This is a genomic window from Pseudomonas sp. GW823-FHT02C02 (assembly GCF_058797635.1).
The window spans coordinates 273,983-295,630 of record NZ_JBXAJV010000006.1 but is presented as its reverse complement, the minus strand read 5'-3'; the positions used below and the strand labels follow the sequence as shown (position 1 = coordinate 295,630).

Here is a 21,648-nt window from a genome sequence, read left to right as displayed (position 1 = left end):
ATTCAGTTGATAAACATAATCAGAAGGCCTGCCGTGCCCTGATGATTACTTCTTCTTTTTCGGGGCGATGACCATGATCAGCTGGCGTCCTTCCATCTTAGGATGCTGTTCGACCGAACCGTACTCGAGCAAGTCACCTTCAACTCGCTTGAGGAGTTCCATCCCCAGCTCCTGGTGGGCCATCTCACGGCCGCGGAATCGCAAGGATACCTTGGCCCTGTCCCCATCACTCAGGAAACGTACCAGGTTGCGCAGTTTTACCTGGTAATCCCCTTCCTCCGTCCCTGGACGAAACTTGATTTCTTTAACCTGAATCTGCTTCTGGTTTTTCTTGGCCGCGGCAATCTGCTTCTTCTTCTCGAAGATCGATTTGCCGTAGTCCATCAGTTTGCAAACAGGGGGTACTGCATCGGCGGAAATTTCCACCAAATCCAGTTTGGCCTCTTCAGCCTTAAGAAGCGCGTCTTCAATTGACACAATCCCAAGCTGTTCACCTTCAGCCCCAATTAACCGAACCTCGCGTGCCGAGATATTCTCGTTGATCGGGGCTTTCGGTGCAGCTCGTTTATCTTGTCTCATTTCACGCTTAATAGTAATTACTCCGAATCTGGGCGACCACGCCGGGAAACCGCTTGCGCGAGAAACTCAGCGAACTGGGCGACGGGCATCGAGCCCAGGTCAGCACCTTCACGAGTACGCACAGCGACAGTCTGCATCTCGACTTCCCGATCTCCGATAACCAAGAGATAAGGAACCTTGAGCAAAGTATGCTCGCGGATTTTAAAGCCGATCTTTTCATTTCTCAAGTCAGACTTGGCACGAAATCCGCTTTCGTTGAGGGTTTTTTCGACCTCGGCGGCAAAATCGGCCTGTTTGTCAGTGATATTCATGATCACTGCCTGGGTCGGAGCCAGCCACGCAGGGAATGCACCCTCGTAGTGCTCGATCAGGATTCCGACGAAACGTTCGAAGGATCCGAGGATCGCCCGGTGCAACATCACCGGGTGCTTTCGACTGTTGTCTTCGGAGACGTATTCGGCTCCCAGACGGACAGGCAGGTTAAAATCGAGCTGAAGGGTACCACACTGCCAGACACGGCCGAGGCAATCTTTCAGCGAGAACTCGATTTTCGGACCGTAGAACGCACCCTCGCCCGGCTGCAGATCGTACGGCAAGCCAGCGCTATCAAGGGCTGCAGCCAGTGCAGCTTCGGCGCGATCCCACAGTTCGTCGGAACCAACACGTTTTTCCGGACGAGTGGACAGCTTCATTTCGACGTCTTTGAAGCCGAAGTCGGCATAAACGTCCATGGTCAGCTTGATAAAAGCGGCGGATTCGGCCTGCATCTGCTCTTCAGTGCAGAAGATGTGGGCATCGTCCTGAGTGAAGGCGCGAACGCGCATGATGCCGTGCAGTGCACCCGACGGCTCGTTACGGTGACAGGCACCGAACTCGGCCAGACGCATCGGCAGTTCGCGGTAGCTCTTCAGGCCTTGATTGAACACTTGCACATGGCAAGGGCAGTTCATCGGCTTGATCGCGTAGTCGCGGTTTTCCGACTGCGTGGTGAACATGTTGTCGGCGTAGTTGGCCCAGTGCCCGGATTTCTCCCACAGGCTGCGGTCAACGACTTGTGGAGTTTTGATCTCCAGATAGCCGTTGTCGCGCTGAACCTTGCGCATGTACTGCTCGAGCACCTGGTACAGAGTCCAGCCGTTCGGGTGCCAGAACACCATGCCCGGCGACTCTTCCTGGGTATGAAACAGGCCCAGGCGCTTGCCGATCTTGCGGTGATCGCGCTTTTCAGCTTCTTCGATGCGCTGGATGTAAGCCGCCAGCTGCTTCTTGTCCGCCCAAGCGGTGCCGTAAACGCGCTGCAACTGCTCGTTCTTGGCATCGCCACGCCAGTAGGCGCCGGACAACTTGGTCAGCTTGAAGGATTTCAGGAAGCGCGTATTCGGCACGTGCGGACCACGGCACATGTCGACGTATTCTTCGTGATAGTACAGGCCCATGGCCTGTTCGTTCGGCATGTCCTCGACCAGACGCAGCTTGTAGTCTTCGCCGCGGGCCTTGAACACTTCGATCACTTCGGCGCGCGGAGTGACTTTCTTGATCACGTCGTAATCTTTCTCGATCAGCTGCTGCATGCGCTGTTCGATGGCTGCCAGGTCGTCCGGAGTGAAAGGACGTTCGAAGGCGATGTCGTAATAGAAGCCTTCGTCGATGACCGGACCGATGACCATCTTGGCGGTCGGGTACAGCTGCTTGACCGCGTGGCCAACCAGGTGGGCGCAAGAGTGGCGAATGATCTCCAGCCCCTCTTCATCCTTTGGCGTAATGATTTGCAGCGTGGAATCGCTGTCGATGATGTCGCTGGCGTCGACCAGCTTGCCATTGACCTTGCCGGCCACGGTGGCCTTGGCCAGACCTGCACCAATGGATGCGGCGACCTCGGCTACGGAAACCGGGTGATCGAATGAACGTTGACTGCCGTCGGGAAGAGTAATAGTTGGCATGGCGCCTCCTCTCCTAGTGGTGACCCCTACCAAAGGTCACGTGGGTTGGGATGAGCCAGTACAAGATCCGATCCAGGCCATTCAATGACGAACGCCTGCCTTACAGCGGCAGGAGCCTTGCGGCCAACCGGAAAACCGAACCAGAGTGACTGGGATTCAAATCAGGGTTATTCGCGCCGTTGCCGCCACCGGGACTGAAGGTCATCCGGAGCCCGCAAAAGCCCGAGCGAGGCATGCTAGCACAGATGAACGGTCATCGATGCAACGACGCTTATGCCGGGGCAAATCTCGCAATTTATGCCAGAGTGCTGAACTTGAACCCCGCTTTACCCCTCAGATAACAAGACATTGACCCACAAGGAGCATCCCAGCATGCGTCTGAATCGTTTGTTCGCAGTAGTCGCCCCCCTTGTTCTGCTGCTGCCATTGGCCGCCCATGCCGATTGGCCAAAGGGCGAGCGCGAAAAATACATGGCTCAGTGCACAGATGCGGCCACTCCGCAGATTGGTGCGGCCGCAGCGAAGGCCCACTGCGCTTGCGGTGCTGATGCGATCAAATCGTATCCGGCTGGCGATATCCAGGCATTGATGGACAATAAGGCCAGCCCGGAATTGCAGCAGAAAGCTCTGGGTCAGATAGCCAAATGCAAGGCCAATACACCGGCGAAGAAGTGACAAAAAAGTCCTTTTGACTCGGCTTATCGCTGATAAAAACCGCTGCATTTGAGCTTTTTCGTACAATTTATGCAGGTTTTACAGGTTTTTTTATCGTCTTTACTTTCGGCTGAAAGCCTTGTAAAACGGGGCTTTCAGCTACATCAAGCAGCAAACGGAACGCGACTGCACGGCAAACAGCACGTCCGGGGGGCTCCCAAAGCGAACATTTCGACTATGATACCCCGGTGTGCCCAGTTGGCCTGAGCAGCACAGCACTACTGAAAATATATGTTTCTTGGAGATACACCATGTCTAATCGCCAAACCGGCACCGTTAAATGGTTCAACGATGAAAAAGGCTTCGGCTTCATCACTCCTCAAGGTGGCGGTGACGACCTGTTCGTACACTTCAAAGCTATCGAAAGCGACGGTTTCAAAAGCCTGAAAGAAGGCCAAACCGTTTCCTTCGTGGCTGAGAAAGGCCAAAAGGGTATGCAAGCTGCACAAGTCCGCGCTGAGTAATTTTCAGCCGCACTAAAAAAACCCCGTCCATGTGACGGGGTTTTTTATGGGTGAAGCAAAAGCCTGAAGCGATCAGCCGCAGTTGACGCGGGTGACCACCCGGCTGGCATCGGTGTTGAGGTTCAGACGATCGGAGCGGTATTCCAGCGTCACCATATCGCTAGGCGACAGGAACCGTGCGTTCTGTGCGCCTGCGCGGGTACGTGCCTGCTCCAACAGTGCGGGCGAAGCCGGTTTGCCGATGGCGAATTCGGCTGCCTTTGCCTCACAACGGCTGTGACCTGTGTCAGACGTCGCTACAGGGTCTGCCGCCGACTCGGAGGACGTGCTACTGCAACCAGCCAGCAAAGTGACGGCGAACAAAGTACCCAATGACGCGAGCTTCCAAGGCATGAAGCCTCCTTTTTTCCAATAGTTAAGCTGAGATCTTGCGACCGCCAATCCGGCATTTGGTTTCAAGGTGAGTGCCATCACTCTGCCCTGGAACCGCACGAGCGGCGAGTTTGCCTGAGCATCGCCGCGCCGTTCATCACTCAATCGTGACTGAATATGAACAGCCCTCAATAGACGTCGATGTAATCATACGGCGGGTTCGGCCAGTTCTCTTTCAGCGCATTGAAGATCTGCATGACCCAGACCTCATCGCTTGCTGCGACCAAGCCTACGTAACCGGAGCCCTTGGCCCACGTCTCCAGCCGAAACAATAGTCCGTTGATATCGGTGCCGCCCACAACACCCGATGAAATATAGGCAACGCCAGCCTTGGTCACCCGCAGTTGCGTATGCTCGTCATCACTGGCAGAAGCCAGTAACTGGCGCACCGCCTTGAGGGTCAAGCCGTCGGGCGTGTTCAAATCGATCTGCACAGCACGGTCCTTGAAAATTCGTCAAAGACCAAGTGTCGCATAGCCCTCCTCTCATGCCTAAGTCGGAGTGCCAAACGCCGCGCAAAATGGTTAACTCGACACTCAGACTTTCCCGACTTCACGAGCGCCATCATGTCCACCATAAGCATCGACGCCAACATCACCGTCAAGTGGCCGCAGGGTCACAGCTCTTACAGCCCGGGCAGCCCGGAAGAGTTCGCAATCATTGGCATCGATCTATTGGTCAAGGAACTGGGAACTGAAGCGGCCAGGAAATTCATCGCGCAGATATTCGAAAAATACCCCGCCGGCTATATGGGCTTGACAGAGAACGAGCGGGCGTAAAACCCGCAGGCTGGCACCTGCGGGTGTGAAAGTTACTTCAGACGAGCCAGACGCTGGGTCAGCAAGTCGAAGAATCCCTGGGCGTCGCCGCTTTCTACCCAGAATGCATTCTTCGGCGCTTTCAGGCCGTCATACCAGTCGACGATGGTTTGGCCGAAGGTCGGGCCTTCGCGGCTATCAACGACCACATTGACCGAGCGACCGGTGAACAATTCAGGCTTGAGCAGGTAGGCGATGACGGTGGCGTCATGCACCGGGCCACCCGGAATGCCGTAGTGTTCCATGTCGCCTTTGACGTACTCATTGAGAATGTCGCCCACCAGCTTGCTGGCGTTGTTGTTGATCGCTGCGATCTGCTTCAGGCGCGCCTCACTGGTGAGGATCTTGTGGGTCACGTCCAGCGGCAGATAGGTCAGCTTCACGCCACTCTTGAGCACCACTTCCGCAGCCTGCGGATCGGCGAACAGGTTGAACTCGGCCACCGGGGTGATGTTGCCGCCGTTGAAATGCGCTCCCCCCATGATCACCACTTCCTTGATGCCCTGAACGATTTCAGGTTCCTGGATCAGCGCCAGGGCCAGGTTGGTCTGTGGACCGAGCATGGCGATGGTGATGCTGTGAGGCTTGGCGGCCTTCAAAGTGTCGATCAGGTACTCGACCGCATTGCCTTCGGCCAGGCCTTTCTTCGGCTCGTGCACGGTGACGCCCGACAAGCCCTCCTTGCCATGGATGTTCTCGGCATAAATCGGTGTGCGCATCAACGGTTTCGGTGCGCCTGCGTAGACCGGCACCTCCTCGCGCCCCGCCCACTCACGGGCCAGTCGCGCATTTCGCGAAGTCTTGTCCAGTCGCACGTTGCCCGCGACGGTGGTCAGCGCACGGATATTCAATTCTTCCGGCGACGCCAACGCAAACAGCAAAGCGACTACGTCGTCGGCACCCGGGTCGGTGTCGATGATCAAATCGATCTTTTCCGCAGCCTGGACGCTTGTTGCAGTAATCAGGGACAAAAGCAGCAAACTCCGGAGCAGGTGGTGCAGTTTCTGAGCATAGCGGTGCATATCGCACTCCTTGTGCGTGGGGAAACAGATTGTGTACAGCGGGTCAGAAGGTCACCCCCGAGACCAGCACGATGTTGCAGTACGGCGCACATTCGCCGGTACGAACAATCGCTCGCGCCTGTCGACTGAGGACTTTGAATTGTTCATGGCTGAGCAGCTCACGCTGGCCCAGCGCGCCTTTGGCATTCAGCTCATCCAGAGAGCGCAAGGCGGGTGGTTGTTTGTCCAGAATTTCCTCGGCCAGCACATGGCGCTCAACCTGCATTTCGCTGAGCACGACGTTCAAGGTGCTGACGAAATCCGGAATACCCTGGGTCAGGGCCAGGTCGATCAGTTCGACGCCCGGCGGTACGGGCAGGCCGGCATCGCCGATCACGACCATGTCGCCGTGACCCAGGGAAGCGATCAGCCGAGACAGCGCGACGTTGAGCAAAGGTGTCTTTTTCATGGTGCTTTGTACGCCTGTACTTCGGACAAGGTGGGAATCGAGGGTTGCGCGCCGGCACGGGTGACTGAAAGCGCCGCGGCTACCTGGCCGAAACGGATCGCTTCAGCTTCGGTTTTGCCGGACGCCAGCGCGGCAGCAAAACCGCCGACGAAGGTATCGCCAGCCGCCGTGGTATCGACAGCCTTCACCGTCGGTGCCGGGAAATGTTCGAAGCCTGTACCGTTGGCGAACATTGACCCTTGAGCACCCAGGGTGATGATGACCTTACCGGCACCCAGTGCGATCAATCGGGTTGCGGCGGTTTCGGCGGACGCAAGGGAGTCAACCGGCAAACCGCTCAGCGCCGAGGCCTCGCTTTCATTGGGAATCAGGTAATCGATGGACGCATACCAATCTGCTGGCAGCGGACGACTGGCCGGCGCCGGGTTGAGGATCACGATTTTGCCCAGCTCACGGCCGCGCTTGAGGGCGTGACCCACCGTGGCATCCGGCACTTCCAGCTGACAAATAATCACGTCCGCCGCCTGCAACACGGCATCGAACCGGTCGATCACCTGTGGCGTCAGCGCACCATTGGCACCGGCGACGATCACGATTGCGTTCTGGCTGTTGTCATCGACCACAATCAATGCCACGCCGCTGGAACCCTCGACAGTGCTGACGGCCTGGCAGTCGATCTGCTCGACCATCAGAGCCCCGCGCAGTTCTTCACCGTAAGCATCGCTGCCGACACAACCGACCATCGACACCTGCGCCCCCAGCCGCGCCGCAGCGACCGCCTGGTTCGCGCCCTTGCCGCCGGAAACCGTGGCAAACGACTGCCCGATCAGCGTCTCACCGCCACGGGGCAGCCGTGGAGCCCGGGTCACCAGGTCCATGTTCAGGCTGCCTATCACCACTACTTTTGCTGGCATACATCACTACTCGTCAATTCGGTTTCAGCGGTATTCGTCGAACACACCGGCAAGCGGCGCAGTCGATTCTCGCAGGACAATACTGGGCGTCACGATCCGCTGATCGGTGGCCATGTCGGGTGTTGCGATTCGTCGTAACAGAACCTCGGCCGCCATCTCACCGAGTTGCAGGATCGACTGGCCCACGGTGGTCAGCGCCGGGTAGACATAACGGCTCATCTGGATATCGTCGAAGCCGATCACCGACAGTTCTGTCGGCACACGCACATTGCGCTCGGCAGCCGCTCGCAACACGCCAATGCCAATCATGTCGTTGCCGGCGAAGATCGCGCTGGGCGGGTTCTTTTCCAGCAGAATCGCGGCGGCGTTGTAACCGCCAGTGCTGGTGAAGTCACTTTCCAGCATCCGCTCGCGATGCACTTCCACCCCCGCCTCTTTCAAGGCTCGGCAATAACCGGCCAGACGCATCTGCGCCACACTGGTACCCGCCGGGCCACCGATGGTGGCGATGTCCCGGTGGCCCAGCTCCAGCAGATGCCGGGTGGCCAGGTAGGCACCGTATTCGTGATCGATACGCACCAGGTCGGCATTTACACCTTCCAGCCCGCGGTCGACGATGACCATCGGTGTGCGCACGCCGGCGAGACCTTCTGCCAGCCCCGCGTCGCCACCGGCCGAGGCCACGATCAACCCGTCGATGCGTTTTTCCAGCAGCACGCGCAGGTAACTGCGCTGTTTGTCCGGGTTGTCGTCGGAGTTGCAGAGGATCACGCAATAGCCGTTACGCTCGCAGTAATCCTCAATGCCACGGGCCAGTTCGGCGAAGTACGGGTTGAGGCTGTTAGGCACCAGCAAACCGATGGTCGCCGTGGTCTTGGCTTTCAAAGAACGGGCCACGGCGCTCGGCACGTAGTCCAGGGTCTTGATCGCCGCCTCGACTTTGATCCGTACCTCTTCGCTGACCGGCCGGGTCTTGTTCACCACATGGGACACCGTGGTGTAGGAAATCCCCGCGAGTGCCGCTACATCCTTGATCGTTGCCATGACTCAGGTCCGCCGGCTTGCGCGCTGACTGCGATAAGTATCAAGCACCACCGCCACCACGATCACTGCGCCGGTGATGATGCGTTTGGTCGGCTCGGTCGCGCCGATCTGCGCCAGGCCCGCCGCCAGTACGGAAATGATCAGAACCCCGAAGAAGGTGCTGATTACCGAACCACGGCCGCCCATCAGACTGGTGCCGCCGATCACCACCGCGGCGATCACTTGCAGCTCCAATCCGGAGCCGGCATTCGGGTCCGCCGCTTCCAGACGGGAAATCTGAAACAGCGCGGCAATACCGGCCAACAGCCCCATCAGACTGAATACCAGGATCTTGTAGGGTTTTGGATTGATCCCGGCCAGACGCACCGCTTCTTCGTTGGTGCCGATGCCGATCAGGTAGCGGCCGAACACGGTACGGGTCAGCACGGCCTGGGCGATGATGATGATCAGCAAGGCAATGATGAACGACGGCGAGATGCCAAAGGCAATCGGGTTGGACAGCCAGGCAAAGGCGTCACCGATGTAAGCCGTGCGCGAGCCGGTCATCTGATACGCCACGCCACGGGCCATTTCCAGCACGCCAAGGGACACGATGAACGACGGAATTCGCCACGCCACGGTGATCGATCCGGTGATGGTCCCGGCCAATGCCGCGATCGCCATGCCGAGCAGCGCTGCAGGCAGAACGCTCCAGCCCCAGCCAAGAATCGCCACGCTGACGGCCGACGCTGCGAGCGCCAACACCGAGCCGACCGACAGGTCGATACCGCCGATGATCAGCACGAACGTCATGCCGACCGCCAGCACCATCAAATCGGGAATCTGGTTGGCCAGGGTGCTGAAGGTGTCGTAGGACAGGAAGTGGCTGCTCAATACCGAGAACAGCGCAACCATCGCCAGCAAGGCACCGGCCAGGCCCAGATAGGTGCCCAGGCCGTAGAAATTGCCACTACGTTTGCCGGCAGGAGATGCAGTTTTCATGGAAGATCCCTAGGCGCTGCTTCGTTGAGCAACGCATCACGTTTTTGGTAGCCGGCGAACGCGGCAGCAAGCAAATCATCCTGGGTCCAGCTGTCGCGCTCGAAAGTGTCGATCAGGCGCCCCGCCGACAACACGCCGATCCGGTCGCAGATCAGCATCAGTTCACGCAGGTCGCTGGACACCACCACCAGCGCCTTGCCCTGCCGGGTCAGTTCACCGAGCAGCGCATAGATGTCGAACTTGGCGCCCACATCGATGCCACGGGTCGGTTCATCGAACAGCATCACCGAACAGTCGCGCTCCAACCAACGGCCGATCACGACCTTCTGCTGGTTGCCACCCGACAGCTCGGAAACCAGTTGCGTCGGGCTCGAACTGCGGATGCGCATGGCGTCGACCTGACGTTGGGCCAGGGACATTTCGTCAGCGTTGTTGACGATGCCGCCACTGGAAATCACCGGCATGTTGCCCAGCGCGATGTTGGCACTGATCGACTGGGTCAGCAGCAGGCCTTCGCCTTTGCGGTCCTCGGTGATCAGGGCGATGCCGTGACCGACCGCATCAGCCGGCGAACGGATGCTCACCACCCGAGCCGGCGAACCCAGCGCAACGGTGCCACTGTCTGCGGTGTCGGCACCGAAGATCAGACGCAGCAACTCGGTGCGCCCTGCCCCGATCAATCCGGAAATCCCGTAGATCTCACCGGCGCGGACTTCGAAGGACACGTCGCGAACTTTGTCCGAGCGAGTCAGCCCTCTGACCGTCAAGGCGGGAGCGCCAATGTTGCGCGGCCCCAGGTCGATGTGTTCGCCGAGTTCACGGCCGACCATCAACGTGACCAGTTGCTCGCTGTTGTAATTGGCCATCGGCTCGACGCAGACCAGGTTGCCGTCACGCAACACCGCAATGCGCTGGGCGACCCGCGCCAGCTCTTCGAGGCGGTGGGAGATGTAGATGATCGACACGCCCCGAGCTTGCAGGCGGGTGATCTGCTCGAACAGCATCTCGACTTCACGGGCGGTCAACATGGCCGTCGGTTCGTCGAGGATCAGCACATGGCAATCGCCGATCAGGTTGCGCGCGATCTCGACCATTTGTTGGTGGCCGATGCCGAGTTCGCCGACCAGGGTGTCCGGGTCGATCGCGTCGAGCCCTACCTGGGCCATGGCCTCGATCGCGGCTTTGCGCAGTTGTTTGCGGCTGATCCAGCCGCCATTGCTGGGAAGGTTGTCGAGAAACAGATTTTCCGCCACTGACAGGGTCGGCAACAGATTGAGTTCTTGCATGACCATGCGGATGCCCAGGTCTTCGGCCTGGGTGCGGCTGCCAGGGCGGTATTCCTGCCCCTGAAATTGCATGTGGCCGGTGGTCGGCGTGACCAGCCCGCCAATGATTTTCGACAGTGTGCTTTTGCCGGCACCGTTCTCGCCGGTCAGCGCCAGCACTTCACCGCGCATCAGCGTCAGGTCGATGCCGGTCAGGACAGGTTGGGCGTAGGTCTTGCCGATGCCGCTGACCGAGAGGACAGCGTTCGGGGCGGAAACTGACATAAAACTCTCCATGCGCTCGCCCGGACGGGCGAGCACCGTTGTGTCGCCAGAAGGGTTACTTGGTGACCAGTTCTACCGGCGTTTCGATCACGCCGTTGGCGCCGCTGTCGACCTTCTCGCCCTTGATGATTTTCAGCGCAGTCTCGATACCGAACACGGCTTGCCTGGCGGCAAACTGGTCAGCGGTCGCCAGGACCCGGCCGTCTTTCAACATTGGCTTGATGGCGTTGATGTTGTCGTAACCAACCACTTGCACCTTGCCGGCCTTGCCTGCCGCACGCACGGCGGAAACGGCACCGACGGCCATGCTGTCGTTACCGGCCAGCAGCGCTTTGACGTCCGGGTATTCGCTGAGGATCGAGGCGGCAACCTTGTTGCCCTTGTCGATCTCCCAGTCACCGGATTGCAACGAGACGACCTTGATCTGCGCCGCTTCCATCGCGTCTTTGAAGCCTGCGGTGCGGGCCTGGGCGTTGGTGGTGGTGGACACGCCTTCGATGATGCCGACTTCGTCACCGGCCTTCAGCTGCTTGGCCAGATACTCGCCGACCAGACGAGCGCCTTTGCGGTTATCCGGGCCTACGAACGGGACGGTGATGTTCTTGCTTTTGACCACGGCCGGGTCGAGCTGGTTATCGATGTTGATCACGGTGATACCGGCATCGATGGCTTTCTTGATCACGGGAACCATGGCCTTGGAGTCAGCCGGCGCGATGACCAGCGCATTGACCTTGGCCAGAATCATTTGCTCGACGATGCGCGTCTGGCCCGCAGTATCCGTTTCGTCCTTGATGCCGTTGGAGATCAGCTCGAAATCGCCGGAATGGTCTTTCTGATAAGCCTTGGCACCGTCTTCCATGGTCAGGAAGAACTCGTTGGCCAGGGACTTCATGACCAGTGCGACTTTGGGTTTTTCAGGAGTCTCGGCGAAAGCCGAAGAGACAGGCAGCGCGGCGGATGCGGCGGCCAGCATAGCGACAGCAAGAAGACGTCCAGCGAATGGCAGCTTCATGGGTTCACTCCGATCTTATGATTATTGTGAGCAACGCTTGCGCTGGCGTAAGCTTCATGGCGTCCGACTATGGACAGAGCCATCAAGAACAACGCGCAAACGTTTGCGTAGACCGAACTATGCGAACCCTGCCGGGATTTGTCAACGACCTGTTTGGTGTCTCGGTTGGCAAAAACCAACCCCGGACATCACGCGGTCGTGCTGACCAGCGCGCCAGTGCTGGAGTCCTTGGCCAATTCTTTCACCAGATTGCCCGTGACCTGGGCCAACGCGCCATTGGTCTCGGCGATCTGCCCCTGGATCGACATGACAGCGGTGACTTTGGCTTCCTCGGTTGGATAAGACGCTGCCTGAGCAGCGGCCAATTGCTGCTGTTGTTCGCGCAACTGCTGTTGCAGTTCCTGCATGCGTTTGAGCAGCACTTGCACCGCAATACTTTGAGTGCTTTTGCTCTCGGATTTGCTCCCTGATTTGCTTTCGCCTTGAACAGCACCACCGGTTCTGACCTGATTTTCTTCTTTTCCAGTCAGTTGAGTCGACGCTTCTTCCGTCGCTTCGCTCAAGGCATTGATCGTCGACGGTGTCTTGCCACCAATGGTGATTGCGCCCGCATTTGGAAAACCGACAGAAAAAGACATGTGCACTCCCGAAAAAAAATCCCTTGAAGGGACATCGACCTGTGCGCGGGTTTCTTTAGCACTGATTTTCTATCTGGCAAGGCGAAGAGTTCACCAGAGGTCGTAGGCCTTTTCGGAGAGCCGAACGCGAAACCTCAACTAATTCGGAAACCCGGACACGAAGCTGTTTAAGGCCGGTAACCCACTGGGTAAATATTGATATAAATCATCCAGTTAAAAGTTTTTCTCATTCAACGTAGGGCTGGTACAGATCCTGCTCTTCACCTAGACCCCAAGCGTTCAGATCTGCCTGGGGCGTATCTAGATGAACTTGCATCAGCACCGTCTCACTACTAGAGAGAAAATAATGAAATCTGCCTTCAACACCTTTATTCCGGGCGCTTTGGCCCTCCTGCTGCTCCTGCCTACCGCTCTTCAGGCAAAAGAAGTCGAAACCCAACAGAAACTGGCCAACGTGGTGATCCTCGCCACCGGCGGCACCATTGCCGGTGCCGGCGCCAGCGCTGCTAACAGCGCGACCTACCAGGCAGCGAAAGTCGGCATCGAGCAACTGATCGCCGGGGTTCCGGAGCTCAGCCAGCTGGCCAACGTTCGCGGCGAACAGGTCATGCAGATCGCCTCGGAAAGCATCACCAACGACAACCTGCTGCAATTGGGTCGCCGCGTCGCCGAACTGGCCGACAGCAAAGACGTCGACGGGATCGTGATCACCCACGGCACCGACACCCTGGAAGAAACCGCGTACTTCCTGAACCTGGTGGAAAAAACCGACAAGCCAATCATCGTCGTCGGCTCCATGCGCCCAGGCACCGCAATGTCGGCTGACGGCATGCTGAACCTGTACAACGCCGTCGCCGTCGCCAGCAGCAAAGACGCCCGCGGCAAAGGCGTGCTGGTGACCATGAATGATGAGATCCAGTCGGGGCGCGACGTCAGCAAAATGATCAACATCAAAACCGAGGCATTCAAAAGTGCCTGGGGGCCGCTCGGCATGGTAGTTGAGGGCAAATCCTACTGGTTCCGTCTGCCGGCCAAGCGTCACACCATGGATTCGGAATTCGACATCAAAACCATCAAGAGCCTGCCTGACGTCGAAATCGCCTATTCCTACGGCAACGTCAGCGACACGGCCTACAAGGCACTGGCTCAATCCGGTGCCAAAGCGATCATCCATGCCGGCACCGGCAACGGTTCGGTCTCCTCGCGTGTGGTCCCTGCCCTGCAAGCCCTGCGCAAGGACGGCGTGCAAATCATTCGTTCGTCCCACGTCAACGCCGGCGGTTTCGTCCTGCGTAATGCCGAACAGCCTGACGACAAGTACGACTGGGTCGTGGCGCATGACCTGAACCCGCAAAAAGCCCGCATCCTGGCCATGGTCGCGCTGACCAAGACCAACGACAGCAAAGAGCTGCAACGGATGTTCTGGGAATACTGATTCGCCCTCGCCCGACCGACTCCGGTCGGGCACTGCATTCACCACTCGCCAGCCTGGGCGAGTGGTTCATACCCCGCCTGATACTCCGATAAAAATTTTCCCTTCTTCCTACACCAAATGGAAAAAACTGCTGTCAGAGGATTTTCTTGAATTTTAAGCAGTTGCGAAAATGCCTACAGTTAAATACTGTATGCACGTACAGCTTAATAAGGATAATTCCGTGGCCTCCACCTCTGCTTCTCCTGATGCCTATCAACGCATGGGCATACGCGTTCAGAAAATCATCAATTCCCCCACCGCTCAGAAAGCCAAAGCCGCACTGATCTTCCGTTTACCGGACGAGCCTGTGGATGAGTGGGAGCAATTGCTCGAAGAAATTGATGAGAACGACAACGTCACCCTCGCCTATCGCGACGATGGCGGTGTGCAGATTTTCTGGGTTGTGCCGAAGGAAGATTGAGTCAATGAGTGTCCGCTGGTTTGCTTTGCTGTTTCTGTTCATCACCCTTGGCGCCCAGGCTGGCGCCCCCCGCACCTTCAACGAAGCCAAGAAAGTCGCCTGGAAGCTTTACGCGCCGCAATCCACCGAGTTCTATTGCGGCTGTAAATACACCGGCAACAAGGTCAACCTCGCAGCCTGTGGGTATGTGCCGCGCAAGAACGCCAAGCGCGCCGCCCGCATTGAGTGGGAGCACATTGTTCCCGCTTGGCAAATCGGCCATCAGCGTCAGTGCTGGCAAGAAGGCGGACGCAAGAACTGCACGCGGTACGATCCGGTCTATCAAAAGGCCGAGGCTGATCTGCACAACCTGGTGCCGAGCATCGGCGAAGTGAACGGCGATCGCAGTAACTTCAGTTTCGGTTGGCTGCCGGTGCAATCGGGTCAGTACGGTTCGTGCCTGACCCAGGTCGATTTCAAGGCAAAGAAGGTCATGCCCCGTCCCTCCATTCGCGGCATGATCGCCCGGACGTATTTCTACATGAGCAAACAGTACGGTTTGCGCCTGTCGAAACAGGACCGGCAACTGTACGACGCGTGGAACAAGACCTATCCGGTTGAAGCCTGGGAACGTCAGCGCAACCAGAGCGTGGCCTGCGTGATGGGTCGGGGCAACGAGTTTGTCGGGCCCGTGGACATGAAAGCCTGCGGCTGATCGACCGCATAAAACCAAAAAGGCCTCGGGTATTCATGCCCGAGGCCTTTTTACGTTTCTATCCGCCGCTTTTGTTGTAGCGCCAGTAACCCATCAGATTGAGTGACTCCCGAGCGATGCCGCGCTCCTTGATCAAGTACTTGCGCAGGCTCATCACGGCCATCGTTTCCCCGGCGATCCAACCGTAGAAACCCTGACCGGTCGAGTCGGATGTTTCCCAGAGAATCTCTTGGTCGACATCGACCTCGGCCAGCTCCACTGTTGCGTGAGTCTGCGAGGAAGTAACCGGCAGCTCCGCCCCACGGACCGCTTCAACCATCAGCGAACCTGCTGCCCTACCGGCGGAATGATCCCGGACCAGCCACCGCACTGACAACCCAGGCCATTCAGGAACCGGCAATGCGTCTTCTGCGCTGGCCACCTCGAAAAATGCCTGAGTCGTCGGCGGCTCGGCCAAGGCAGCCATCTCGTCCAGAATGCCGAGAGCGGCGGGCAATGCCGAGAGCGGCGGGCAATGCCGTGGCATCAGCCACCAGCAACAGATGCTTGAGCGTGTGAGGCGGCTTCCATTCGAAACCTCCCGCGTCTTGCGCTGAAAACTGACGATCAGGCGCAACAATCTGGATTGGCTCGCCCACTCCCGACCGGATTGCCCAACGGGAGGCCGGACCGGTTTCACCGTGCAATACGAAGTCGATGTCCACTTCGCCTTGCTCGGCCCGCAGATGCCGGATGGTGTAAGTGCGCATTGCCGGACGCTGGTTGGCCGGCATTGAACGGTAGCGCGCATACCAATGCTGGTCATGAGCCAGTCTGGCAGGCGACCCGTCTTCGGCTGGAAAGAATAGTTTGACGCGCTGATCCGGTGCCTAGGTGGCCATTTCGGTGACCATCGGACCGGCCAGGGTCACGCGCATTAAATGTGGGCTGAGGGTCTTTTTGTGCGCCAGGACCGCGTCGAATATTTTGTAAGGGGTGGCGGAGGCCATGGAGAGCTCCTTCTGGGAATCGACAGTGACTACGCTTAGAGACGAGTCAATGTGGATCCCCTTTAAGGGGCTTCGACGGAAGGCCTGCGTGAAAAGGGCTGTTACTGGGCTACGGGACGCTCAAGCACCAGCACTTCGATGTTCTGTTTCTTGGCCCGGGTAAGCGCCGCAGCCACCTCGGCCTGCTTGGCTTCGGCCTCGGCTTTCGAATTGAATGGTCCGAGCAGAATGCGAGTCTTGCCGTTTTCCTTGACGATGCTGGACACAAAGCTGTGCTCGATCAGCCAGCCGCTCAGGTCGCTGACAGCCTGGGGCGTTTCGCCTCGCACTTCGACATCCCATTGCGGCCCGGTGACTGCCGCGGGCGCGGAAACGACTGCCGGCTTCGGCTTTTGAGCGTCGACGCCCTTACCTTGATCGCACCCAACCAGCGCCAGTACTGCGATTACCAAGACCATTTTGCGCACAACGTGTCCCTCTGAATGCTGAAAGCGGCGATTTTAGCATTCATGAATACTTCCCGAGTGCCGCAAAATGGGCGCAAAACAACGAGAATGATGGTTGCGGCCTCTGTATAGTTACGCCTTGGGAATTAATGCAGCATCTGCGCGTCAGAAAGAGGCACCCAAACCGTGAGACTTCGCACTAATCTATACATACCACCGACCTCTGCACTGTTCGAATCAGGTGCCCTACAAAGCAATCAAGGAGAAGACCATGCTGATACTCACCCGCAAAGTCGGTGAAAGCATAAATATCGGTGACGACATTACGATCACCATACTGGGCGTGAGCGGCCAGCAAGTCCGGATCGGGATCAACGCGCCGAAAGACGTCGCAGTGCATCGCGAAGAAATCTATCAACGCATTCAGGCTGGCCTGACCGCTCCAGACAAGCCGCAAACTCCCTGAATCCTGTTGCAGTCAGTAGCCAGCCCGTTCAGTCCCGGACAACGGCTGGCTAAAGATTCAAGCGTAGTATTGCCATCCGTTCGCCCCTGCCCGCCAAAAACGTGAAGCCGATATTAACGACACGTCCCCTGCCCTGACTGTCAGACGTTTCTGATTATCCCCCAGGAAGAACGTGATCCGACTCGGCTAACCAAACGTTACGCCGCGCGCCATGCCCGTGGCCGCCACCACCATCAGCAACACCAGCAGCCCTTCGAGATGACTGATCCGCGCAAACAGCTTTGCGCGCCCGGTATCGATCGCCGCGCCACGACTCAGTGCTACCCGCCATTTGATCAGCGTGATCATCGGCGCCACTTCGAGCAGCAAGATCAGCACGAACAGCGTCATCTTGAGATGGAACAATGGCTGGTGAAGGTAGTAATCCGTACCTTTTTCGTACCCACCGAAGGCCCGCATCCCACCGGAGATCAAGAGGATGACGGCAGAGATCCCCCACAGATTATCGGCCATCAACACTCGGCGAGCCTCCCCCGACCCGGCCGCCAGACGGCTGAATGCGGTTCCCCGCGTCAGTACAGCCCAGAACCCCAAGGCGAAAGCCAGCAAGTGAATTGCCGCAAGCGACCAATGAACCAGCATCGATTGACTCCTATCAGACTGAGTTTGAGTTTGGCCAGTCAGTAGTAGTCCAAAAAACCGCGATTCGCCCGGGTTTGCACAGGAGGCGTTTCGCGCTTCTCCATAGAAGCGGCACGGCACACAAGCAACTTTTTCAGAGTGAAGACAGGCGGCGGAGGTGTCCTTGCGATGTTCGAGCGAACCAGGACAAACCTCAGGCAAAAAAAAATCCCAAGCAGCTGATGGACGCTTGGGACTTAAAAATGCATAAACCGTGGTGGTGAACGCGAAGCAATCTTACCTAAAACCGACACTTGTAACAATATATTTTGAGGACCGTTCGGTTAATTAATTTTATAAGTGCTTAAATATCCACACTATTTTTGTGGAGCTTGAACAATCCTATAACGACCAGTGTCGTAACTGAGCATCTATTAGAGCGCCAAACAGAGAGCCCAGCACGATGGCTGGGCCCTGGTTATTTTCTGTTTTCCATCATCTTATCGGCGAGCGCTTTGGCCCTTTCAATCAACAGATTCTGCCTGTCTTCGTGAGTAGCCCCTCCGACAACGGGTGCCGTCAGATTACTTTCCGCAATCAACGCAGCGCAGAAGTATTGATCCCAAACAGCCTTGCCCTCAGACGCCTGTTTGTTCATTTGGTCGGCGATCATATGCGGCTCCTTTTGGTGGGATAGCACCGCTATCTTACGCCTGAACCGCAAACAACCTCAGCCGCTGAAGACCAACGCAAACGCGCCGCCCCATAAACTTTCCGACACAAGACAGTTTCATTTCCAAGAACTCGTTAACCTTTTGCAAATTCTTGCCGATGTCTCAAGCTTAGGGCATAGGAGCAACACAGATGAGAAACAATCAACCCGTTACACAACGTGAGGTTGCCCTTGGACCTCAACAGAAACTCATCTCGACAACGGACTCACGAGGGGTCATCACTTACTGCAACGACGCCTTCGTAGACATCAGCGGTTTCAACAAGTCAGATCTGATAGGCGCGCCTCAAAACATCGTTCGTCATCCTGACGTGCCATCCGCCATATTCGCCCATATGTGGAGCGCCCTCAAACAAGGCAACCCGTGGATGGGCATCGTCAAGAACCGCTCCAGGAACGGCGACCACTACTGGGTCAATGCCTACGTCACGCCCATATTTGAAGGGAGCCAAGTCGTTGGTTATGAGTCGGTCCGGGTAAAGCCGAGCATCGAACAAATCCGTCGGGCCGAAGCTCTCTATAAACGAATCAACCGGGGCAAGTCGGCAGTCCCCGGCAGCGACAAATGGCAACCCGTCTTGATGGACTGGCTGCCGTTCCTGGCCATGGGCTTAGCGGGGACTTTGGGCGGTGTTTTCCTCAGTCCTCCCTTGGCAGCATTGGTAGCCGTAGGTGTATCGGCTCCGATGGGCCTGATTGCTTCGCGCCGGCAGAAGCGCGGTGCGCTGCATCTGCTGGAAATGGCAGAGGCTTCCACTTCTGACCAACTGATCGCGCAAATGTATAGCGACGAGCGAGGTCATCAGGCGCGTCTTGAAACGGCCTTCGTGAGCCAGGCATCACGCCTCAAGACTTGCCTGACACGCTTACAAGACACCGCAGAGCAACTCACCGGGCTGGCCGGGAGATCTGATGCTCTCGCCTCCGACAGCTCACGTGGACTTGATCGCCAACGAATCGAAACCGAGCAGGTATCGGCCGCTGTCAATCAGATGGCAGCGACCACGCAAGAGGTAGCAAGCCACGTCCAGCGCACTGCCGACGCCACCCAGGCAGCCAACGTGCTGACAGGCCGCGGACGTGACGTAGCCCGGGACACCCGCGACGCCATTCAGCGGCTCTCCAATGTGGTAGGCGAGACAGGCCAGACCGTCGCGCAACTGGCCAAAGACAGTAACGAAATAGGGACGGTCGTCGATGTGATCAAAGGCATTGCCGATCAAACCAACTTATTGGCGCTCAATGCCGCAATCGAAGCTGCACGCGCGGGAGAAATGGGCCGAGGTTTCGCGGTCGTCGCGGACGAAGTCCGCCAATTGGCACAGCGAACAACCGAGTCGACAACCCAGATTCACGGCCTGATTTCCAAGCTACAGGTCTCTTCAAACAACGCCGTGAAGACTATGGAAAGCGGCCAGCGCCAGGCCGAAGAAGGAGTTGCGTGGGTGCTGGAAGCCGATAAAGCCCTGATCGGCATCAGTGAAGCCGTCGCCAACATCACCGATATGACCACCCAGATCGCGGCCGCGACTGAAGAGCAGTCGGCCGTCGCAGAGGAAATCAGCCGCAACATCACCACCATCGCAACCCTCGCCGATCAGACGTCTGAGCAAGCCAGGCATTCCGCCGAGGTAACCAAGGAACTAACACAGACGGCTAAAACTCAGTATTCGCTGGTTGAGCGCTTTAACCGATAGCCCCTGCTCTTACTGATCAGGGATCTAAATAGAAAAAGCAGGATGATCAATCCTGCTGTTTAAGCCAGTTATCTGCTCGACGCTCAAGATTAGCTATGGCGTAAGCACATGGGCACACGTCTACGGCCGAGAAGCTCACTTGTTCCTCTGCATCCAGCCGATCAACATAAAGGCGAGCCCTGGAATGAGCAGCCCGGGCGCCATGCCACTGAACGTTGCTTCGTTCAACAAGCCGGTCAAGCCAAAGCTGGATCCGCAAATGGCCAGCGGGATGCCGGTTAGAAACATGGGATTTCGAAATGCCTTATCCATAGCAAGATCTCCTTAACAATTTAGCTGACTGAACTATACCGTCTGTAGGTGAGCGGCGGGAATTGCTAAACGCCAGACAACAAAAAAGGGCCCACCTTTCGGTGAGCCCCTCTAGACCGCCCAGCAGATCGGATTTTGTTTGGTTGGCGCGTTTGGACTCGAACCAACGACCCCCACCATGTCAAGGTGACCCAGAAACCCATGCAAGCTGTTGATCCATAACGATAAATAGGTGTTTTTAGACAGGTGATAAAGGGGCGTATAGCCCTATAAGAATCAATAACTTAGCGTTGTATATTCCTACAGTAGTGCCCCTTCCCCGGCGTCCTGCCGACCGAACACAATCCAAAACCCTACAGCTCGTCGCCTTGCCCTCGCCCGAATCCTGCCCCTCGATTACTGTATATCCGAACAGTATCGATAAGGCATGACCGTGGACCCCCTCGAAATCGAAGACACCAGCGACTGGCTCCGCAGCCCCACTGAGCTCGAAACGTGCACCCACTATTTGCGCATGCTGGAAAACGAGGTCCAAGAACTAAACCTGCACCTTCGAAAGGCGCGAGAGGATATCTTCGGCCTGGTGCAGATGTATGACCAAGCGATCACTCAGCGCGACGACGCAATGAGCAATCTACGCGAGTGATCAGCTCAATTGGCAAGCGCTCGAAAGGAATTGTACGTCGTCGAAATTTCGGCCAAAGGCCACAAGCGCGAGGCTGATCGACTCAAGGGAATGGGAGGGCCTGGCGCCACGACCCAGAACGATCATTTAGGTTCGCAAAATATTCCGAATTCATTAGAACGCGCGTCTCAATATTGGCTATTATCCACCGCTCGGTCATATTCTCCACGGAAGGTTTACAATGAGTCGCTTTCTTATCGCCTGCGTAATATTTTCCTGCTCGGCTGCCCATGGTGCCGACCTGATTGTCTTGCCCTCACATTCACTCAGCAAAGATACGACCGTTTCAATCAGCCAAACTGATCAAACCCGAACCGTTATCACGGAAAGGGACTTTGGCAATTACAAGACTTACGTGAAGCTTGAGTTCAACTGCACTGATTCCACTGTTCGTTACCTTGGATCTAGCGCTAGCCCTACTGGTTTTGACGCCGGGCTGCAGGATAAATATTTTTCGAAAGTGGGCGATACCTTTGTGCCCCCTACCCTTTTGTCCGAGGCGTGCAAGGACACAACAAGCTCGCTCACCGCTTCACAGTAAAATTCCCTCTGGC

Annotated in this window: 26 protein-coding genes and 1 pseudogene; 10 read left to right on the top strand and 17 right to left on the bottom strand. The window is 57.3% G+C overall.

The features are described from left to right. Positions 1 to 45 precede the first annotated feature (45 nt). Complete coding sequence (gene infC / locus AC1ROI_RS13375) at positions 46 to 597, bottom strand: translation initiation factor IF-3 (RefSeq protein ID WP_169857083.1); 552 nt, start codon at positions 595 to 597, stop codon at positions 46 to 48. Further along, a complete protein-coding gene (gene thrS, locus AC1ROI_RS13370; protein ID WP_010455934.1) occupies positions 597 to 2,519 on the bottom strand; it encodes a threonine--tRNA ligase in 1,923 nt (640 codons plus the stop codon). Before thrS ends, infC begins: the two co-directional genes overlap by 1 nt. A gap of 372 nt (positions 2,520 to 2,891) precedes the next feature. On the opposite strand from thrS, the gene AC1ROI_RS13365 reads away from it, so the two are divergent. Both AC1ROI_RS13365 and AC1ROI_RS13360 read left to right on the top strand, forming a co-directional pair. Beyond that, positions 2,892 to 3,194 carry a hypothetical protein gene (locus AC1ROI_RS13365; protein ID WP_010455935.1) on the top strand — a complete coding sequence of 101 codons (303 nt, stop codon included), beginning with the start codon at positions 2,892 to 2,894 and terminating at the stop codon, positions 3,192 to 3,194. A 290-nt stretch (positions 3,195 to 3,484) separates the two neighbouring features. Further along, positions 3,485 to 3,697 carry a cold-shock protein gene (locus tag AC1ROI_RS13360; RefSeq protein WP_007905882.1) on the top strand — a complete coding sequence of 71 codons (213 nt, stop codon included), beginning with the start codon at positions 3,485 to 3,487 and terminating at the stop codon, positions 3,695 to 3,697. Between the two features lie 72 nt (positions 3,698 to 3,769). On the opposite strand, the gene AC1ROI_RS13355 is transcribed toward AC1ROI_RS13360, so the two are convergent. Together AC1ROI_RS13355 and AC1ROI_RS13350 are read right to left on the bottom strand one after the other, a co-directional pair. Further along, on the bottom strand, positions 3,770 to 4,090 hold the full coding sequence (locus tag AC1ROI_RS13355) for an I78 family peptidase inhibitor (RefSeq protein WP_010455938.1): 321 nt from the start codon (positions 4,088 to 4,090) through the stop codon (positions 3,770 to 3,772). Positions 4,091 to 4,257: 167 nt separating this feature from the next. Next, on the bottom strand, positions 4,258 to 4,563 hold the full coding sequence (locus AC1ROI_RS13350) for a hypothetical protein (protein WP_102595448.1): 306 nt from the start codon (positions 4,561 to 4,563) through the stop codon (positions 4,258 to 4,260). Positions 4,564 to 4,695: 132 nt separating this feature from the next. Between AC1ROI_RS13350 and AC1ROI_RS13345 the strand changes: the two genes are divergently transcribed. Beyond that, positions 4,696 to 4,908 carry a hypothetical protein gene (locus AC1ROI_RS13345; RefSeq protein ID WP_010455943.1) on the top strand — a complete coding sequence of 71 codons (213 nt, stop codon included), beginning with the start codon at positions 4,696 to 4,698 and terminating at the stop codon, positions 4,906 to 4,908. Between the two features lie 32 nt (positions 4,909 to 4,940). Here the strand turns inward: AC1ROI_RS13345 and AC1ROI_RS13340 are convergent, their stop codons facing one another. From AC1ROI_RS13340 to AC1ROI_RS13305, 8 genes are all read right to left on the bottom strand, one after another. Beyond that, positions 4,941 to 5,969, bottom strand: coding sequence for a nucleoside hydrolase (locus tag AC1ROI_RS13340; protein ID WP_102595447.1), 1,029 nt, complete (start codon positions 5,967 to 5,969; stop codon positions 4,941 to 4,943). A gap of 43 nt (positions 5,970 to 6,012) precedes the next feature. Then, positions 6,013 to 6,417 (bottom strand): D-ribose pyranase, encoded by a 405-nt coding sequence (rbsD, locus tag AC1ROI_RS13335; RefSeq protein WP_102595446.1) that lies wholly within the window; start codon positions 6,415 to 6,417, stop codon positions 6,013 to 6,015. Continuing rightward, a complete protein-coding gene (gene rbsK, locus AC1ROI_RS13330) occupies positions 6,414 to 7,331 on the bottom strand; it encodes a ribokinase (protein WP_010455949.1) in 918 nt (305 codons plus the stop codon). The genes rbsD and rbsK overlap by 4 nt, the downstream gene beginning before the upstream one ends. Positions 7,332 to 7,355: 24 nt before the next feature. Next, positions 7,356 to 8,375, bottom strand: coding sequence for a LacI family DNA-binding transcriptional regulator (locus tag AC1ROI_RS13325; RefSeq protein ID WP_010455951.1), 1,020 nt, complete (start codon positions 8,373 to 8,375; stop codon positions 7,356 to 7,358). Between the two features lie 3 nt (positions 8,376 to 8,378). After that, positions 8,379 to 9,356: an ABC transporter permease gene (locus tag AC1ROI_RS13320; protein ID WP_102595445.1), complete on the bottom strand. Its 978-nt coding sequence runs from the start codon at positions 9,354 to 9,356 to the stop codon at positions 8,379 to 8,381. Then, entirely contained in the window at positions 9,353 to 10,906 is a 1,554-nt protein-coding gene (locus AC1ROI_RS13315; RefSeq protein WP_102595444.1) for a sugar ABC transporter ATP-binding protein, read from the bottom strand. The genes AC1ROI_RS13320 and AC1ROI_RS13315 overlap by 4 nt, the downstream gene beginning before the upstream one ends. Before the next feature lie 55 nt (positions 10,907 to 10,961). Next, entirely contained in the window at positions 10,962 to 11,918 is a 957-nt protein-coding gene (locus AC1ROI_RS13310; protein ID WP_010455958.1) for a sugar ABC transporter substrate-binding protein, read from the bottom strand. Positions 11,919 to 12,106: 188 nt separating this feature from the next. Next, a complete protein-coding gene (locus AC1ROI_RS13305; protein ID WP_102595442.1) occupies positions 12,107 to 12,556 on the bottom strand; it encodes a hypothetical protein in 450 nt (149 codons plus the stop codon). Positions 12,557 to 12,902: 346 nt separating this feature from the next. Between AC1ROI_RS13305 and AC1ROI_RS13300 the strand changes: the two genes are divergently transcribed. From AC1ROI_RS13300 to AC1ROI_RS13290, 3 genes are all read left to right on the top strand, one after another. Continuing rightward, complete coding sequence (locus AC1ROI_RS13300; RefSeq protein ID WP_010455963.1) at positions 12,903 to 13,991, top strand: asparaginase; 1,089 nt, start codon at positions 12,903 to 12,905, stop codon at positions 13,989 to 13,991. A gap of 169 nt (positions 13,992 to 14,160) precedes the next feature. Next, positions 14,161 to 14,451 (top strand): DUF1654 domain-containing protein, encoded by a 291-nt coding sequence (locus AC1ROI_RS13295; protein ID WP_042932723.1) that lies wholly within the window; start codon positions 14,161 to 14,163, stop codon positions 14,449 to 14,451. Positions 14,452 to 14,455: 4 nt separating this feature from the next. Then, entirely contained in the window at positions 14,456 to 15,145 is a 690-nt protein-coding gene (locus AC1ROI_RS13290; protein ID WP_010455967.1) for an endonuclease, read from the top strand. A 58-nt stretch (positions 15,146 to 15,203) separates the two neighbouring features. Here the strand turns inward: AC1ROI_RS13290 and AC1ROI_RS13285 are convergent. Further along, positions 15,204 to 16,134: pseudogene (locus AC1ROI_RS13285) on the bottom strand (siderophore-interacting protein). Positions 16,135 to 16,235: 101 nt separating this feature from the next. Beyond that, positions 16,236 to 16,601: an SPOR domain-containing protein gene (locus AC1ROI_RS13280; RefSeq protein WP_010455972.1), complete on the bottom strand. Its 366-nt coding sequence runs from the start codon at positions 16,599 to 16,601 to the stop codon at positions 16,236 to 16,238. Between the two features lie 250 nt (positions 16,602 to 16,851). On the opposite strand from AC1ROI_RS13280, the gene csrA reads away from it, so the two are divergent. After that, complete coding sequence (gene csrA, locus AC1ROI_RS13275) at positions 16,852 to 17,046, top strand: carbon storage regulator CsrA (protein WP_007938114.1); 195 nt, start codon at positions 16,852 to 16,854, stop codon at positions 17,044 to 17,046. 186 nt (positions 17,047 to 17,232) lie between these two features. On the opposite strand, the gene AC1ROI_RS13270 is transcribed toward csrA, so the two are convergent. Together AC1ROI_RS13270 and AC1ROI_RS13265 are read right to left on the bottom strand one after the other, a co-directional pair. Next, positions 17,233 to 17,688 carry a DUF2214 family protein gene (locus tag AC1ROI_RS13270; RefSeq protein ID WP_102595441.1) on the bottom strand — a complete coding sequence of 152 codons (456 nt, stop codon included), beginning with the start codon at positions 17,686 to 17,688 and terminating at the stop codon, positions 17,233 to 17,235. Between the two features lie 457 nt (positions 17,689 to 18,145). Beyond that, positions 18,146 to 18,340 (bottom strand): hypothetical protein, encoded by a 195-nt coding sequence (locus AC1ROI_RS13265; protein WP_010455982.1) that lies wholly within the window; start codon positions 18,338 to 18,340, stop codon positions 18,146 to 18,148. Positions 18,341 to 18,531: 191 nt separating this feature from the next. Between AC1ROI_RS13265 and AC1ROI_RS13260 the strand changes: the two genes are divergently transcribed. Beyond that, positions 18,532 to 20,097 (top strand): methyl-accepting chemotaxis protein, encoded by a 1,566-nt coding sequence (locus AC1ROI_RS13260; RefSeq protein ID WP_083376297.1) that lies wholly within the window; start codon positions 18,532 to 18,534, stop codon positions 20,095 to 20,097. Positions 20,098 to 20,232: 135 nt separating this feature from the next. Here the strand turns inward: AC1ROI_RS13260 and AC1ROI_RS13255 are convergent, their stop codons facing one another. Beyond that, positions 20,233 to 20,409: a hypothetical protein gene (locus AC1ROI_RS13255; protein WP_169856879.1), complete on the bottom strand. Its 177-nt coding sequence runs from the start codon at positions 20,407 to 20,409 to the stop codon at positions 20,233 to 20,235. Between the two features lie 427 nt (positions 20,410 to 20,836). On the opposite strand from AC1ROI_RS13255, the gene AC1ROI_RS13250 reads away from it, so the two are divergent. Beyond that, entirely contained in the window at positions 20,837 to 21,055 is a 219-nt protein-coding gene (locus tag AC1ROI_RS13250) for a hypothetical protein (RefSeq protein WP_102595440.1), read from the top strand. 220 nt (positions 21,056 to 21,275) lie between these two features. Then, positions 21,276 to 21,635, top strand: a complete 360-nt coding sequence (locus AC1ROI_RS13245) for a hypothetical protein (RefSeq protein ID WP_102595439.1) — start codon at positions 21,276 to 21,278, stop codon at positions 21,633 to 21,635. Positions 21,636 to 21,648: the final 13 nt, after the last annotated feature.